This window comes from Streptomyces sp. SCSIO 75703 (genome assembly GCF_036607905.1).
Lineage (GTDB): Bacteria > Actinomycetota > Actinomycetes > Streptomycetales > Streptomycetaceae > Streptomyces.
This window is the reverse complement of the sequence record NZ_CP144555.1, coordinates 386,869-402,456: the sequence shown is the minus strand read 5'-3', so window position 1 is coordinate 402,456 and position 15,588 is coordinate 386,869. Positions and strand designations below refer to the sequence as shown.

11 protein-coding genes and 2 pseudogenes are annotated in these 15,588 nt (G+C 73.4%); 9 read left to right on the top strand and 4 right to left on the bottom strand.

Translation table 11 applies throughout. The features are described from left to right. Positions 1-464: 464 nt before the first annotated feature. The 3 genes from VM636_RS01870 (at position 465) to VM636_RS01860 (ending at position 4,648) form a co-directional block, all read left to right on the top strand. The gene (locus VM636_RS01870) at positions 465-1,376 is read left to right on the top strand and encodes an SCO0930 family lipoprotein (RefSeq protein WP_053912819.1); all 912 of its coding nucleotides are present in this window, start codon (positions 465-467) and stop codon (positions 1,374-1,376) included. A 318-nt stretch (positions 1,377-1,694) separates the two neighbouring features. Beyond that, positions 1,695-2,507: an SAM-dependent methyltransferase gene (locus VM636_RS01865; protein WP_053912818.1), complete on the top strand. Its 813-nt coding sequence runs from the start codon at positions 1,695-1,697 to the stop codon at positions 2,505-2,507. Next, positions 2,504-4,648: an EAL domain-containing protein gene (locus VM636_RS01860; RefSeq protein WP_338483011.1), complete on the top strand. Its 2,145-nt coding sequence runs from the start codon at positions 2,504-2,506 to the stop codon at positions 4,646-4,648. The genes VM636_RS01865 and VM636_RS01860 overlap by 4 nt, the downstream gene beginning before the upstream one ends. Before the next feature lie 125 nt (positions 4,649-4,773). Here VM636_RS01860 and VM636_RS01855 read toward each other — a convergent pair whose 3' ends face one another. Further along, the gene (locus tag VM636_RS01855; RefSeq protein ID WP_053912816.1) at positions 4,774-5,658 is read right to left on the bottom strand and encodes a LysR substrate-binding domain-containing protein; all 885 of its coding nucleotides are present in this window, start codon (positions 5,656-5,658) and stop codon (positions 4,774-4,776) included. Between the two features lie 131 nt (positions 5,659-5,789). On the opposite strand from VM636_RS01855, the gene VM636_RS01850 reads away from it, so the two are divergent. The 6 genes from VM636_RS01850 (at position 5,790) to VM636_RS01825 (ending at position 12,065) form a co-directional block, all read left to right on the top strand. Beyond that, positions 5,790-6,461, top strand: coding sequence for a succinate dehydrogenase (locus VM636_RS01850; protein WP_030418858.1), 672 nt, complete (start codon positions 5,790-5,792; stop codon positions 6,459-6,461). A gap of 2 nt (positions 6,462-6,463) precedes the next feature. Beyond that, a complete protein-coding gene (locus tag VM636_RS01845; protein ID WP_030418859.1) occupies positions 6,464-8,413 on the top strand; it encodes a fumarate reductase/succinate dehydrogenase flavoprotein subunit in 1,950 nt (649 codons plus the stop codon). Further along, positions 8,410-9,159: a succinate dehydrogenase/fumarate reductase iron-sulfur subunit gene (locus VM636_RS01840; RefSeq protein ID WP_338483010.1), complete on the top strand. Its 750-nt coding sequence runs from the start codon at positions 8,410-8,412 to the stop codon at positions 9,157-9,159. Before VM636_RS01845 ends, VM636_RS01840 begins: the two co-directional genes overlap by 4 nt. Before the next feature lie 300 nt (positions 9,160-9,459). Beyond that, a complete protein-coding gene (locus VM636_RS01835; protein ID WP_338483009.1) occupies positions 9,460-10,230 on the top strand; it encodes a GNAT family N-acyltransferase in 771 nt (256 codons plus the stop codon). Then, complete coding sequence (locus tag VM636_RS01830) at positions 10,230-11,129, top strand: lysophospholipid acyltransferase family protein (protein WP_338483008.1); 900 nt, start codon at positions 10,230-10,232, stop codon at positions 11,127-11,129. Before VM636_RS01835 ends, VM636_RS01830 begins: the two co-directional genes overlap by 1 nt. A 6-nt stretch (positions 11,130-11,135) precedes the next feature. Then, on the top strand, positions 11,136-12,065 hold the full coding sequence (locus VM636_RS01825) for a PRC and DUF2382 domain-containing protein (protein WP_338483006.1): 930 nt from the start codon (positions 11,136-11,138) through the stop codon (positions 12,063-12,065). A gap of 45 nt (positions 12,066-12,110) precedes the next feature. Here VM636_RS01825 and VM636_RS01820 read toward each other — a convergent pair. The 3 genes and pseudogenes from VM636_RS01820 to VM636_RS01810 all read right to left on the bottom strand — a co-directional run. Then, positions 12,111-12,398, bottom strand: a pseudogene (locus tag VM636_RS01820) (ABC transporter); the annotation flags it as partial. Next, positions 12,396-13,349 (bottom strand): annotated as a pseudogene (locus VM636_RS01815) (IS481 family transposase); the annotation flags it as partial. The pseudogenes VM636_RS01815 and VM636_RS01820, both read right to left, overlap by 3 nt. Before the next feature lie 93 nt (positions 13,350-13,442). Continuing rightward, complete coding sequence (locus VM636_RS01810) at positions 13,443-15,521, bottom strand: excinuclease ABC subunit UvrA (protein WP_338483005.1); 2,079 nt, start codon at positions 15,519-15,521, stop codon at positions 13,443-13,445. Positions 15,522-15,588: the final 67 nt, after the last annotated feature.

Below are 15,588 nucleotides of genomic sequence, written 5' to 3'. Positions count from 1 at the left end.
GCCTCGGTGCCGCCGGGGCCGGTCACCGCCCACGCGCAGGCGTCGGCCCGCACCGGGTCGGCGGGGGCGCCGGCGAACGCGAACACCAGCGTCACCAGGGTCAACGCCCGTAAGGCGGCGGGGGATCGGGGCGATTCGGGTGCAGGCACGTCGCAGATCATGGAGGGCGCCGGGCCGGGCCGCGCCGCAGTACCCGGCGATTGCCCCTAATGAGGGAACCTGCCCGCCCCGGATCGCGGACCGCCCCCGCCCGCCGCCCGGACCGCCGTACCCGCGTCCCTCGTACCCGCGTACGAAACGACGGGTGCCACGGCGTCACCGGGGGCACCGGCGGGACCGGCGAACGGCGGGCCGGAAGAAATCCGTGCCCGAGTTGAACACCACCGGCACCCGCGTGCGTACCCAGGGTCGTGCCGCGGCGCAGCAGGGCGCTGCAACACCTCTGCGATGATCGGGGATTGACGATGAAGACCTCCTGGCGGAGCGCCTCGCTCGCGGCGATCGCCGTGTCGGTGCTGGCGCTGACGACGGCCTGCGGCCAGGACGGCGGCGGTGCGGCCCGGAACGTGGGCGCCACGGCCGCCCCCGGCGACGTCGGCGAGATCGGCACCGGCTCCGGGACCGGCGCGGGCGGACCAGCCGAGGCGGCCCCGGCCGTGCCCGCCGGCAAGCTGTCCGTCTCCACGGACGCCGTGATCGGCAAGCTGGTCACCGACGGCACCGGCCGCACCCTCTACCGGTTCGACCAGGACACCGCCAAACCGCCCAAGACGACGTGCGAGGCCGACTGCGCCACCGCCTGGCCGCCGGTCGCCGCCGACGACGCCCTCGCCGGCGAGGGCATCGACAAGGCGCTGCTCGGCGAGGTCACCCGCGCCGACGGCACCAGGCAGCTCACCATCGCCGGCTGGCCCGCGTACCGCTACGCCAAGGACGGCGCCGCCGGCGACGTCAAGGGCCAGGGCGTCAACGACAAGTGGTTCGCGCTCGCCCCCGACGGAAAGAAGGCCAAGGCCCCCGGGCTGTCCACCCGCGAGGACCCGAAGCTGGGGGAGATCGTCGTCGACAAGGACGGCATGACCGTCTACCGCTTCATGAAGGACGAGGCGTGGCCCAAGCCGGTCTCGGCGTGCACCGGCGAGTGCCTGGAGAAGTGGCCCGTCGTCGCGCCCGTCGAGGAGGGCGACACCAGGGGCGTCGTGAAGAAGAACCTGATGGCCTTCAGCCGGCCCGACGGCGCCGCCCAGCAGACGGTGAGCTGCTGGCCCGTCTACACCTTCGTCGGCGACGAGAAGCCCGGCGACACCAACGGCCAGGGCGTCGGCGGCACGTGGTACGCCGTCGCCCCGGACGGAAAGCCGGTCGGCGCTCCGTAGCGGTACGACGGTCCCCCCTCCCCGGGACCGTCCCGGCGCCCGCCCCGGCCCACCCCCACCCGAAGGGAGGTGCGACGGCGGGCGCGGCTCCACGGCACCACCGGGCGTACGGCCCCCGGGCCGCCCTCCTCCGCCGCACGGCGGAGGAGGGCGGCCCGTTTCACGTGCCTTTGCCGTGCCTTGCCCGAGGTTGGCGTGGGGCACGTGCCGGGGGCAGTGACCGGGAACGGACGGTCAATTTCCGTTTGGGCTCGCCCGTTTGGCGGACGATCAGTAGCCTCGGCTCGAACACCGGATCGCTATGCCTTGGAGAGCTGGATGGAGCGTCCCGCCTGGGCCCCTCGGAGCATCGACATCACGGTGCCGAGCGTGTCCCGCATCTACGACTTCTACCTGGGCGGTTCGCACAACTTCGAGGTCGACCGCGAAGCGGCCCGCCGGGCCATGGAGTTCCTGCCGGGACTTCCCGGGATCATGCGGGCGAACCGGGCGTTCTTACGGCGTGCCGTGCGCTACGCCGCCGAGGAGGAGGGCATCACCCAGTTCCTCGACATCGGCTCCGGCATCCCCACCTTCGGCAACGTGCACGAGGTGGCCCAGCGCAGCCGGCCCGGCGCGCGCGTGGTCTACGTCGACAACGACCCGGTGGCCGTCGCGCACAGCCAGGCGGTCCTGGCCGGCAACGCGGACGCGGACGTCGTCGCCGCCGACCTCCGCAAGCCCGCGGAGATCCTCTCCAGCGCCCCGGTGGAACGGCTCATCGACCTGAACCGGCCGGTGGCCCTCCTGCTCGTTGCGATACTGCACTTCGTGGAAGACGCGGACGACCCGTACGCGGCCGTCGCCGAGCTGCGCGACGCGCTCGCCCCCGGCAGCCTGCTCGTCCTCACGCACGCCTCCTTCGACGGGGTCCCGTCGCTCGCGGCGCGGGGCGACGGCGCCGCCGGCGTGTACGAGAACATCCGCAACCCGCTGATCATGCGCTCGCGCGAGGACGTCGCGCGGTTCTTCGAGGGGTACGACATGGTGGAGCCCGGACTGGTGGCGATGCCGCGCTGGCGGCCCGAGGCGGCGGAGGACGACGACCCGTACGCGTTCTCCGGTCTCGCCGGCGTGGGGCGTACCGCATGACCGCGGAGCCGGGCGGGCCGGAGGACAGGCTGCGCCGGTTCGCGACGATCTGGAGCCGCGCGATCTACCCGGTGGCCTCCACCTCGTCCACCCGGCCGGAGTTCGAGCAGCGGCTGCTGCCGCTGGCCCGCCGGCTGCGGGAGGTCCTGCGGGCCCGCGGTTTCGACGCGCCCGAGGCCCGCGCGGTCGGCGCCGCCCTCGTCGACGCCCACTGCACCGACCCCGACGCCCTCGCCCGCACGCTGGACTGCGTCGACGCCTACCTGGTGCTGTACTGCGGCGAGGACGGCGACCCCGAGCACCTGCGGGCCCGTTCGGCGCGGACGCAGCACGCCATGGCGGCCGGGTTCGCCGCCGCCCTGCGCGAGAGAACCCTGTCCGAACAGGAGGCGATCGCCCAGGCCGCGATGAAGGCCCAGGGCGTGGTGGCCGAGGCGCTGCACGCCAGCGAGGCCCGCTTCCGGGCGGTGTTCGAGGGCGCGGCGATAGGCATCGGCATCGCCGACCTGGAGGGCAACATCCTCCAGGTCAACGGGGCGCTCACCCGCATGTTCGGCCTCAGCGACACCGGGCTGCGCGCCCGCCGGGTCCGCGACTGGACCCACCCCGACGACGCCCCGCAGACCTGGCGGCTCCACGACGAGCTGGTGCGCGGCGAACGCGAGCATTACCACGTGGAGAAGGCCTTCTACCGGCCCGACGGCACCGTCCTGTGGACCAACCTGACCGTCTCCCTGCTGCGCGACGCCGACGGCAGCCCGCAGTACCAGCTCGCGCTGATGGAGGACACCACCGAACGCCGGCTGCTCAACCTGCGGCTGCGCTACGAGGCCACGCACGACGCGCTGACCGGCCTGCCCAACCGCAGCTTCTTCTTCGAACGCCTGGAGAAGGCCCTGGCGGCCGGACCCGGACACCGCTTCGGCCTGTGCTACCTCGACCTCGACGGTTTCAAGACCGTCAACGACAGCCTCGGCCACGCGGCCGGCGACCGGCTGCTGGTCGAGGTCGCCGACCGGCTCCAGGCGTGCGCCACCGCGCCCGGCGAGATGGTGGCCCGCCTCGGCGGCGACGAGTTCGTCGCCCTCACCGCCGGCCCCGACACCGGTCCCGGTGTCGACGCGCTCGCCACCCGCATCATGAACGCGCTGCTGGCGCCGATCAGCGTCGACGGCCGGGAACTGACCGTGCGCGGCAGCATCGGCGTGGTGGAGGGACCGGCGGGGGAGCGCAGCCCGGCGGAGGTGCTGCGCAGCGCCGACATCACCATGTACCGGGCCAAGTCGGCCGGCGGCAACCGCTACGAGCTGGCCGACCCGGAGGCCGACGCGCGGGTCATCACCCGGCACGGGCTGACCACCGCGCTCCCGGCGGCGCTGGAGCGGGGCGAGTTCTTCATCGAGTACCAGCCGCTGGTGCACCTCGGCGACGGCGGGGTGCGCGGCGCCGAGGCCCTGGTGCGCTGGCTGCACCCGCAGCACGGGGTGCTCGGCCCCGACCGGTTCATCCCGCTCGCCGAGCACACCGGACTGATCGTGCCGCTGGGACGCTGGGTACTGGAGCAGTCCGTACGCCAGGCCCGCACCTGGCGGGAGCGGTACGGCACCGCCGGCGCCCCCGCCCCGCTGCGCATCAACGTCAACCTCTCGCCCTGCCAGCTCACGCACCCCGCTCTGGTGCAGGACACCGTGGAGATCCTGGAGCGGGCGGGCGTCGAACCCGACGCGCTCTGTCTGGAGGTGACCGAGTCGGCGCTGATCGGGGCCGACGACGACCTGCTCAAGCCGCTGCGCCGGCTCGCCGAGATGGGCGTCGACATCGCCCTGGACGACTTCGGCACCGGCTACTCCAACCTGGCCAACCTGCGCCGGCTCCCGGTGAGCGTCCTGAAGCTGGACCGCTCCTTCACCCAGAGCATGCAGCGGTTCCCGGCCGACCCCGTCGACCTGAAGATCGTGGAGGGGATCGTGGCGCTCGCCCACAGCCTGGACCTCTCCGTCACCGTGGAGGGCGTGGAGACCGGCGCGCAGGCCGAGCAGTTGCGCCTGCTGGGCTGCGACACGGCCCAGGGCTGGTACTACGCCCGTCCGGGCCCGCCGGAACGGCTGCACGACCTGGCCCTGGTCGACGCGACGGCCTGACCGCCCGGCCCCCGGCATCGCCACGCCGGGGGCCGGGGCCCGCGCCGTCCCGCCGCCGCTTCGCCCCGGCCGTCGGGCGCCCCCGGCCGTGCGCCGCTCCGGGCCGCCCGCCCCGTCCCGCCGCGTCAGCGTTCGAGCAGCATGCGCTGGAGTTCGCGGGCTGCGCGCGGCGGCGCCACGTCGCTGCGGTGCGCCAGCGCGATCGTGCGGTACAGCCCCGGCCGGGCCAGCGGGGTGACCCGCAGTCCCCGTCCCGCCCGGGTGGCCACCATCCGCGGTACCACCGCCACCCCGAGCCCCGCCCGGACGAAGCCCAGCACCGCGTCCATCTCCCCGCCCTCCACCGCGAAGTCCGGCTCGAAGCCCTCCGCGCGGCACGCCGCGACGGTCAGTTCCCGCAGGTCGTAGCCGTGCCGGAACATCACCATGCGCTCGCCCTCCAGATCGGCGATCCGCACCGCCCGCCGTCCCGCCCCGGGCACCGACGCCTCCGGCGACGACACCACCACGAGGTCCTCCCGCAGCAGTTCCACCGTGGTCAGCGCGGGGGACGCGGTGGGCAGCGGCAGGACCACCAGCGCCAGGTCGAGCGCCCCGCGGGCCAGCCCCCGCACCAGGTCGTGGGAGCCACCCTCCTCGATCAGCAGGCGGATGCCGGGATAGCGGTCGTGGAAGGCGCGCAGCACGTCGGGCAGGAGACCCGTGCACAGGCTCGGCGTCGCCCCCAGCCGCACCCGGCCGCGCCGGAGCTGCACCAGTTCCTGCACCTCGTACCGGGCGGTGTCCGCGTCGGCGAGGATGCGCCGGGCCAGCGGCAGCAGCGCCTCCCCGGCGTCCGTGAGCGTGATGTTGCCCCGGGCCCGCAGGAAGAGGTCGGCGCCCAACTCCCGCTCCAGCGCCTTGATCTGCTGCGACAGCGAGGGCTGCGCCACGTGCACGGCCTCCGCCGCCCGCGTGAAGTGCCGGGTCTCCGCCACCGCCACGAAGTACTGGAGCTGCTGCAACTGCATACGGCCAGGATACGCCGCCGATAGGAAACCCCTATGGAAACAACCGGGACCATGTCTTGGACCGATGGGCCCTGGTGCCCGTAACGTCCTGTGACATGGCTCTGGCAACGCGGACGGACCGACGGCCGTCCATGGCGCGCACCGTGTGGGACTCGACCGTCGGCAAGAAGACGGTGATGGCGGTCAGCGGACTCGTCATGCTGCTCTACCTGGTCGCCCACATGATCGGGAACCTGAAGATCTACTTCGGTGCCGAGGAGTTCAACCGCTACGCCCACTGGCTGCGCACGCTCGGCGAGCCGATCATGCACTACGAGTGGACCCTGTGGCTGGTCCGCGTCGTCCTGGTCGTCGCCGTGGTCGCGCACGCCGTCTCCGCGTACCAGCTCAGCCGCCGGGACATCAAGGCCCGGCCCAGCAAGTACGTGCACAAGAAGCCGCGGGCGAGCTACGCCACGCGTACCATGCGCTGGGGCGGGATCATCCTCGGCCTCTTCATCGTGTGGCACATCCTCGACCTGACGACCGGCACCGTGCACACCGGCGGTTTCGAGGCCGGCAAGCCCTACCAGAACGTCGTGGACACCTTCTCCACCTGGTACGGCAACGTCATCTACCTCGTCGCCATGCTCGCGCTCGGCCTGCACGTGCGGCACGGCTTCTGGAGCGCGGCCCAGACCCTCGGCGCCGGCAGCCGCACCCGCGACCGCGCCCTGAAGACCGTCGCCAACGTCCTCGCGCTGCTGCTCACGGCCGGTTTCATCGCCGTGCCCGTGGGCGTCATGACCGGATTGGTGAGCTGAAGATGACCTCCTACGCCGACTACACGGCCGGTGCCCCGATCACCGACACCAAGGCCCCCGCCGGACCCATCAACGAGCGCTGGGACACCCGCCGCTTCCAGGCGAAGCTGGTCAACCCGGCCAACCGGCGCAAGCAGACCGTCATCGTCGTCGGCACCGGGCTCGCCGGCGGCTCCGCCGGCGCCACCCTCGCCGAACAGGGCTACCACGTCATCCAGTTCTGCTACACGGACTCCCCGCGCCGCGCCCACTCCATCGCCGCCCAGGGCGGCATCAACGCCGCCAAGAACTACCGCAACGACGGCGACTCGATCCACCGCCTCTTCTACGACACCGTCAAGGGCGGCGACTTCCGCTCCCGCGAGTCCAACGTGCACCGGCTCGCGCAGATCTCCGTCGAGATCATCGACCAGTGCGTGGCGCAGGGCGTGCCCTTCGCCCGCGAGTACGGCGGCCTGCTCGACACCCGCTCCTTCGGCGGCGTCCAGGTCTCCCGCACCTTCTACGCCCGCGGCCAGACGGGCCAGCAGCTCCTGCTCGGCGCCTACCAGGCGCTGTCCCGGCAGATCGCGGCCGGCACCATCGAGATGCACGCCCGCACCGAGATGCTCGACCTGATCGTCGTCGACGGCCGGGCCCGCGGCATCGTCGCCCGCGACCTGGTCACCGGGAAGATCGACACCTACTTCGCGGACGCCGTGGTCCTCGCCACCGGCGGGTACGGCAACGTCTTCTACCTGTCGACGAACGCCATGAACTCCAACGCGACCGCCGTCTGGCGGGCGCACCGGCGCGGCGCCTACTTCGCCAACCCCTGCTTCACCCAGATCCACCCCACCTGCATCCCGCGCACCGGCGACCACCAGTCCAAGCTGACCCTGATGAGCGAGTCGCTGCGCAACGACGGCCGCATCTGGGTGCCGAAGCGCATGGGCGACGACCGGCCGCCGAACGAGATCCCCGAGGACGAGCGCGACTACTACCTGGAGCGCATCTACCCGTCCTTCGGCAACCTGGTGCCCCGCGACATCGCCTCCCGCGCCGCGAAGAACGTCTGCGACGAGGGCCGGGGCGTCGGCCCGGGCGGTCAGGGCGTCTACCTGGACTTCGCCGACGCCATCGCGCGGATGGGCCGCGAGGCGGTGGAGGCCAAGTACGGCAACCTCTTCGACATGTACCAGCGCATCACCGACGAGGACCCCTACCGGGTGCCGATGCGCATCTACCCGGCCGTGCACTACACGATGGGCGGGCTGTGGGTCGACTACGACCTGGAGACCACCGTCCCCGGCCTCTTCGCCATCGGCGAGGCCAACTTCTCCGACCACGGGGCCAACCGGCTCGGCGCCTCCGCGCTGATGCAGGGCCTGGCCGACGGCTACTTCGTCCTGCCGGCCACCATCAACGACTACCTGGCCCGCAACCCGCACAAGGACGAGGTCGACGCCTCCCACCCCCAGGTGCAGGAGGTGCTGGCCGAGACCGAGGACCGGCTCAACCTGCTGCTGTCCGTCGACGGCGACCGCACCCCGGACTCCTTCCACCGCGAGATCGGCGAGCTGATGTGGGAGTTCTGCGGCATGGCGCGCACCGAGTCCGGTCTGCGCAAGGCACTGGAGGCCATCCCGGCGATCCGCGAGGAGTTCTGGCGCCGCATCAAGGTGCCGGGCACCGGCGAGGAGTTCAACCAGTCGCTGGAGAAGGCCAACCGCATCGTCGACTACCTGGAACTGGCCGAGCTGATGTGCCTGGACGCCCTGCACCGCTCCGAGTCCTGCGGCGGCCACTTCCGCGAGGAGTCCCAGACCCCCGACGGCGAGGCGGAGCGCAGGGACGACCTGTTCTCCTACGCCGCGGCCTGGGAGTTCACGGGCACGGGCGAGGCCCCGGCCCTGCACCGGGAAGACCTGGTCTTCGAGTACGTCCACCCCACTCAGCGGAGCTACGCATGAAGCTCACCCTGCGCGTCTGGCGGCAGAAGAACGCCGACGCCGACGGCGCCATGTCCACGTACGAGGTGGACGGCATCTCGCCCGACATGTCCTTCCTGGAGATGCTCGACACCCTCAACGAGGAGCTCATCCTCAATGGCGAGGACCCGGTCGCCTTCGACCACGACTGCCGCGAGGGCATCTGCGGCGCCTGCTCGCTCGTCATCAACGGCGACGCGCACGGCCCGGAGCGCACCACCACCTGCCAGCTCCACATGCGGTCCTTCTCGGACGGCGACACGATCGACATCGAGCCGTGGCGGGCCTCGGCCTTCCCGGTCGTGAAGGACCTCGTCGTCGACCGCTCGTCCTTCGACCGCATCATCCAGGCCGGCGGCTACGTCTCCGTGCCGACCGGTGCCGCGCCGGAGGCCCACGCCACCCCGGTGCCCAAGCCGGACGCCGAGTTCGCCTTCGAGCACGCCGAGTGCATCGGCTGCGGCGCCTGCGTCGCGGCCTGCCCGAACGGCGCGGCGATGCTCTTCACCTCCGCGAAGATCAACCACCTCAACGTGCTGCCGCAGGGCGCCCCCGAGCGCGAGACCCGGGTGCTGGACATGGTGGCGCAGATGGACGAGGAGGGTTTCGGCGGCTGCACCCTCGCCGGGGAGTGCGCCACGGCCTGCCCGAAGGGCATCCCGCTGATGTCCATCACCAGCATGAACAAGGAGTGGCTGCGCGCCACCCGCAAGGTGGCCAAGCGCTAGAGGGACGGGCCCCGGTCCCCGGGGCCCACGACAGTCGTTCGCCGGGAAGCGCGGACGGGCGGGGCCGGGTGTGGTGCTCATTCTCGGCCCCGTCTCGCATGCCGGCGGCGGCACGCCGCGAGCCGGCCCGGCCCGCGCCCGCGCGGCGCCGTTCAGCATCCCCTCACCCTCCCCTCATCCCGTCTCCCGGCCCAGGTCACGCGGACGCCAACCGGCAACGGAAGAACAGGAGCGGCGGGACCGTACCCCACGGCCCGCCGCCCGCTGCCGCCGCACCGGCCCCCAGTCAGGAGACCCGCCATGACCGGCGTACTGACCCTCGACCGTCCCCCGCAGCCGCCCGCGCCCACCCGCTACACCGTCTCCCTCGCCCGCGACGAGGAGGACGTACGGGCCGCGCAGCGGCTGCGGCACGACGTCTTCGCCGCGGAGATGGGCGCCCTGCTCACCACCCCGCAGCCCGGACTCGACATCGACTCCTTCGACGCCTACTGCGACCACCTCCTGGTCCGCGAGGAGACCACCGGGCAGGTCGTCGGCACCTACCGGCTGCTGCCGCCCGAGCGCGCCGCCGTCGCCGGACGGCTCTACGCGGAGGGCGAGTTCGACCTCGCCCCGCTCGCCCCGATCCGCCCCGGCCTGGTCGAGGTCGGCCGCTCCTGCGTCCACCCCGACCACCGCGGCGGCGCCGTCATCGGCCTCATATGGGCGGGCCTCGCCCGCTACATGGCCGAGCGCGGCCACGCCTGGCTCGCCGGCTGCTGCTCCCTCCCGCTCGCCGACGGCGGCCACACCGCCGCCGCCACCTGGGAGCGAGTGCGCGAGCGCCACCTCGCCCCCGAGACGTACCGGGTCCGGCCGCTGCTGCCCTGGCAGCCGCGGCCCGCCGCGCCCTCGGGCCGCACCGAACTGCCCGCCCTGCTGCGCGGCTACCTCCGGCTCGGCGCCTGGGTCTGCGGCGAGCCCGCGCACGACGCCGACTTCGGCGTCGCCGACCTGTACGTCCTGCTGGCGATGGACCGGGTCGACCCCCGCTACCTGCGGCACTTCCTCTCGCTCCTGCCGGCCTGATGGACACCTGGTCGCCCACCGCGCCCTGCACCCCGGCGGGCTGCGTGCCGCGGGGGGCGGTGCCGGTGGCGCTCCCGCGCGCGGTGGCGCGGCTCGTCGCGCTCACCGCCCTGCTGGCCGCCGGGGCCGCCCTGGCGCCGCTGCGCCGCCTGGTCCCGGACGCCTGGGTGCGCCGCTGGTGCCGGACCCTGGTCCGCGCCGCCGGGGTCCGGGTCCGCGTCACCGGCGCCGCCGCGCCCGCCGGCGGGCTGCTCCTCGTCGCCGACCACGTCTCCTGGCTGGACATCCCGCTGCTCGCCGCCGTGCGCCCGGCCCGGATGGTCGCCAAGAGCGAGATCCGCCGCTGGCCGGTGGCCGGGGCGCTCGCGGCGCGCGGCGGCACCCTGTTCATCGAACGCGACCGGCCGCGCGCCCTGCCCGGCACCGTCGCCCGGATCGCCGGGGTGCTGCGCGCGGGCGCCGCCGTCGCGGTCTTCCCCGAGGGCAGCACCTGGTGCGGCCGGGCCCGGGGGCGCTTCCGCCGGGCCGTCTTCCAGGCCGCCCTGGACGCCGGGGTGCCCGTCCAGCCCGTACGCGTCCGCTACCGGGCGGGGGACGGTGCGCCCGCCACGGCCGCCGCGTTCGTCGGCGAGGACACCCTGCTCGCCTCCGTCTGGCGGGTGGTCTCGGCGCGGCACCTGAGCGCCGAGGTGGACGTGCTCCCCGCCGTGCCGCCCGGCCGTCACCGCGACCGCCGCTCCCTGTGCGCGGCGGCCCGGCCCGGACACGCCGGGGGACCGGCCGCCACGCTCGGTCATCAGAATGTGGCGAAATCAGAGAATATATGCCTTTGTGAGCGAAGTTCCGTTTCCCCGCTGCCGATGCGGACAACCGGAGGGCAGGCACCGGAAGGAGGGTGATGACAGATGATCACCCGTGAAGAGATCGCCAACGTCCTGGACCAGCCGGTCTACGACGGCGAGGGCAACAAGATCGGCGACGCCAAGCACGTGTTCTTCGACGACATGACCGGGCGACCCGAGTGGGTGACCGTCAGGACGGGACTCTTCGGCTCCAGCGAGTCGTTCGTGCCGGTCCACGACGCGGCGCTCGTCCAGGACCACCTGGAGGTCCCGTACGGCAAGGACCAGGTCAAGGGCGCGCCCAACGTCGACGTCGACGCGGGCGGCCATCTGTCGGAGACCGAGGAGCACCGGCTCTACGACTACTACGGGATCAACTGGGACAGCGTGCTGAGCGAGGCCGAGCGGCCCGCCCCGGACGACACCACCACCGCCGGAACGGCCGCCGGGGCCGCCCCCGCCGGGACGGACACCGGCATGGGCACGGGCACCGGCATGGGAGCCGCCGGAGCCGCCGGAACGGCGGGCCTGACCGGGACCGCGGACACCGCCGGACGCCCCGGCGAGGCCGGCCGGACCGGTCCGCGCGACGACGCCATGACCCGCTCCGAGGAGCAGATGCACGTCCGGGTCGAGCGGCGCGAGAGCGGCCGGGCCCGGCTGCGCAAGTACGTCGTCACCGAGGACGTCGAGCAGACCGTCCCCGTCAGCCACGAGGAAGTCCGCGTGGAACGGGAGCCGATCACCGAGGCCAACCGCGACGCGGCCCTGGCCGGGCCGGACATCGGCGAGGCCGAGCACGAGGTCGTCCTGCACGAGGAGCGCCCCGTGGTGGAGACCGAGACGGTGCCCGTCGAACGGGTCCGGCTCACCACCGAGCAGCACACCGAGCAGGAGACCGTACGGGGCCGGGTGCGCAAGGAGCGGATCGAGGCGGAGACCATGACGGACCAGGAGGGCGACACCGGCGGCACCTGGCGGGGCCGCGAGTGAACGCCCGCGGCGGTCACGTCCCCGGCACGCGCCGGTGAAGCGCCTTCACCGGCGCGTGCCGCCGTCCGCCAGCGCCCGCGCCAGATAGGGCGCCGTCGCGCTGCCCGAGGCCCGCGCCACCTCGGCCGGCGTCCCCGCCGCGACGATCCGGCCCCCGGCGTCGCCGCCGCCCGGCCCCAGGTCGATCACCCGGTCCGCGCCCGCCACCACGCTCATGTCGTGCTCGACGACGACCACCGTGTTCCCGGCGTCGACCAGACCGTGCACCTGCCGCATCAGCACCTCGACGTCGGCCGGGTGCAGCCCCGTGGTCGGCTCGTCCAGCAGGTAGATGTATTGACCCGCAGCGTTGTTGACACGGCTGATGGGCGGGTGTCCGTCCAGTGCGGTGTGGCAGCGGTGGTGGTTGTAGGTGTGGAGGAAGTCTGCCAGGGCTTCGGTCCGTTCGGTGTTTGAGGTGTAGGGCCGCAGGTAGGCCCATTCGTCGAGCAGGGTGCGGTTGAAGCGTTCGACCTTGCCGTTGGTCTGCGGCCGGTAGGCCCGGGTCAGCTTGCCGGTCGCGCCGAGCTCGGCCAGGACTGCCTTCCAGGCCAGGCCCTTGCGGTAGGCCCAGGCGTTGTCGGTCAGCACCCGCTCGATCCGGGTGATGCCCTGGCTGTGGAAGAACGTGGCCGCGCGGGTGAGGAAGCCCGCGCAGGTCGCGGTCTTCTCGTCGCCGTGGATCTCGCTGTAGGCGAGGCGGGTGTGGTCGTCGACGGCGGAGTGGACGTAGTCGAAGCCCATGTTGTTGCGGGTGGCCCGGCCGGCCTGGCGGCCCAGCGCTTTGTGACCGCCGCCGTCGGGGATCCGGCCGAGTTTCTTCACGTCGACGTGGATGAGTTCCCCGGGACGCTCGCGTTCGTAGCGGCGGATCAGCGTGCCGGTGGGGCGGTCGAGCCAGGCCAGGCGGTTGAGCCGGTGGCGGGTCAGGATCCGGTGGACGGTCGAGGCGGGCAGGCCCAGGATCGGGCCGATCCTGGCCGGCCCGAGCTTGCGGCTCTGTCGCAGGTCGCAGACGCGGGTTTCGACCGAGGCCGCGGTCCGGTGCGGCGTCGTGTGAGGCCGGCTCGACCGGTCGTGCAGGCCCGCCTCGCCTTCAGCCCGCCACCTGCGGATCCATTTGTGAGCCGTGGCCCGGGAGATACCCATCTCGGCGGCCACGTGAGCGACCGGACGGCCTGAGCAGACACGTTCGACCAGCAGTCTTCTACCGAAGACGGTCAGCCGGGCATTACGGTGGGGCACGAAGACCTCCGTGCGGTGAGTTCCTAGACAGCTCCCACCACACCGGAGGTCTTCGCCATGTTCAAGATCCAGCAGTGTCAACAACGCTCGTGATCAATACAGGTAGAGCGTGTGCCCGCGCCGGCTCCGCTGCAACTCGCTCGCCAGCTTGACGCGTTGTGCCTCTCCGCCGGACAGCTCCGTCGCGGGCTGTCCCAGGCGCAGGTAGCCGAGGCCGACCGCCAGCAGCGCCGACAGGCTGCGCGCCACCGCCGGCCGGTCGGCGAAGAAGGCCCCCGCCTCCTCCACCGTCAGGTCCAGCACCTGGGCGATGTTCCGTCCCCGGTACGTCACCTCCAGCGTCGCCGGGCCGTAACGCGCCCCGCCGCAGTCCGGGCAGGGCGCGTACGTGCTCGGCAGGAACAACAGCTCGACGCTGACGAAGCCCTCGCCCTGGCAGGTCTCGCAGCGCCCGCCGGAGGCGGTGTTGAAGGAGAACCGGCCGGCGCCGTACCCGCGTGCGCGGGCCGCGTCCGTGGCGGCGAAGAGCCGGCGCACCACGTCGAACAGCCCCGTGTACGTGGCCAGGTTGGAACGCGGGGTGCGCCCGATGGGCTTCTGGTCGACGCGCACCAGCCGCCGCACGCCGGGCAGGTCCTCGGTGATCGCGTCCAGGAGCGTCGACTTGCCGGAGCCGGACACACCGGTCACGGCGGTGAGCACGCCGAGCGGCACCTCGGCCCGCACCCCGCGCAGGTTGTGCCGGGTCACCGGGCCGACCGTCAGCGTGCCCCGGGCCTCGCGCACCGGCCGTGCGGGCGCGGGGGAGCGGTCGAAGAGGTACCGGGCCGTCGCCGAGCACGCCGTGCCGGCCAGCCCGTCCACGGGCCCGCTGTACAGCACCCGGCCGCCGTGCTCGCCCGCCCCCGGGCCCACGTCGACGATCCAGTCGGCCTCGCGGACCACGCCGAGGTGGTGCTCGACCACGAACACCGAGTTCCCGGCCGCCTTCAGCCGCCCCAGGATCGTCAGCAGCGCCTCCGTGTCCGCCGGGTGCAGTCCCGCGGACGGCTCGTCGAGGACGTAGACCACGCCGAACAGTCCCGAGCGCAACTGGGTCGCGAGCCGCAGCCGTTGCAGCTCGCCCGCCGAGAGGGTCGGCGCCGGCCGGTCCAGGCTCAGGTAGCCGAGGCCCAGTTCGACGACGGGCCTCACCCGGGAGACGAGGTCTGCGGTGAGCACCCGTGCCGTCTCGCCCTCGGTGGGCAGCACGCCGGCGAGGTCCGCGAGCGGCAGCGCGGCCAGTTCGGTGACCGTCCGCCCGCCGACGGTCACCGCCAGCGCCTCCCGCCGCAGCCGGGCCCCGCCGCACACCGGGCAGGGCTCGCTGGTCAGATGGCGCTCCGCCCGCGCCCTGAGCGCCGGGCTCCGGGACTGCGCGAAGGTCTTCAGGACGTACCGGCGGGCGCTCGTGTACGTCCCCTGGTACGGCCGCTGGACGCGGCCCGCCTCCCGGACCGGGTGCACCGTCACCACCGGCTGCTCGTCCGTGAACAGGATCCACTCCCGCTCCCGCGCCGGCAGCTCGCGCCAGGGCCGGTCCACGTCGTGGCCCAGCGCGTCGAGGACGTCCCGCAGGTTCTTGCCCTGCCAGGCGCCCGGCCAGGCCGCGACGGCGCCCTCGCGGATGGACAGCGACGGGTCGGGGACCAGCGACTCCTCGGTGACCCGGTGCACCCGGCCGAGCCCCTCGCACTCCGGGCACGCCCCGGCCGCCGTGTGCGGGGAGAAGGCGTCCGAGTCCAGCCGCGGCGCCCCCGGCGGGTAGGTCCCGGCGCGCGAGAACAGCATCCGCAGCGAGTTGGACAGGGTGGTGACCGTGCCCACCGAGGACCGGGAGGTCGGTGCCGCCCGGCGCTGCTGGAGCGACACGGCGGGCGGCAGCCCGGTGATCTCGCCCACCTTCGGCGCACCCACCTGGTGGATCAGCCGGCGCGCGTAGGGCGCGACCGACTCGAAGTAGCGCCGCTGCGCCTCCGCGTAGACGGTGCCGAAGGCGAGGGAGGACTTGCCGGAGCCCGACACCCCGGTGAAGACGGCCACGACGTCGCGCGGGACGTCGACGTCCACACCCCGCAGGTTGTGCTCACGGGCGCCGCGCACCCGGACGTAGGGGTCGTGGGGGCTGTGCATCGGCGGGCTCCGTAGGGGGTGCGGTCTCGGTCTGCGCCACGGGCTCCGGGCCCGGCGGCGGCGCCGG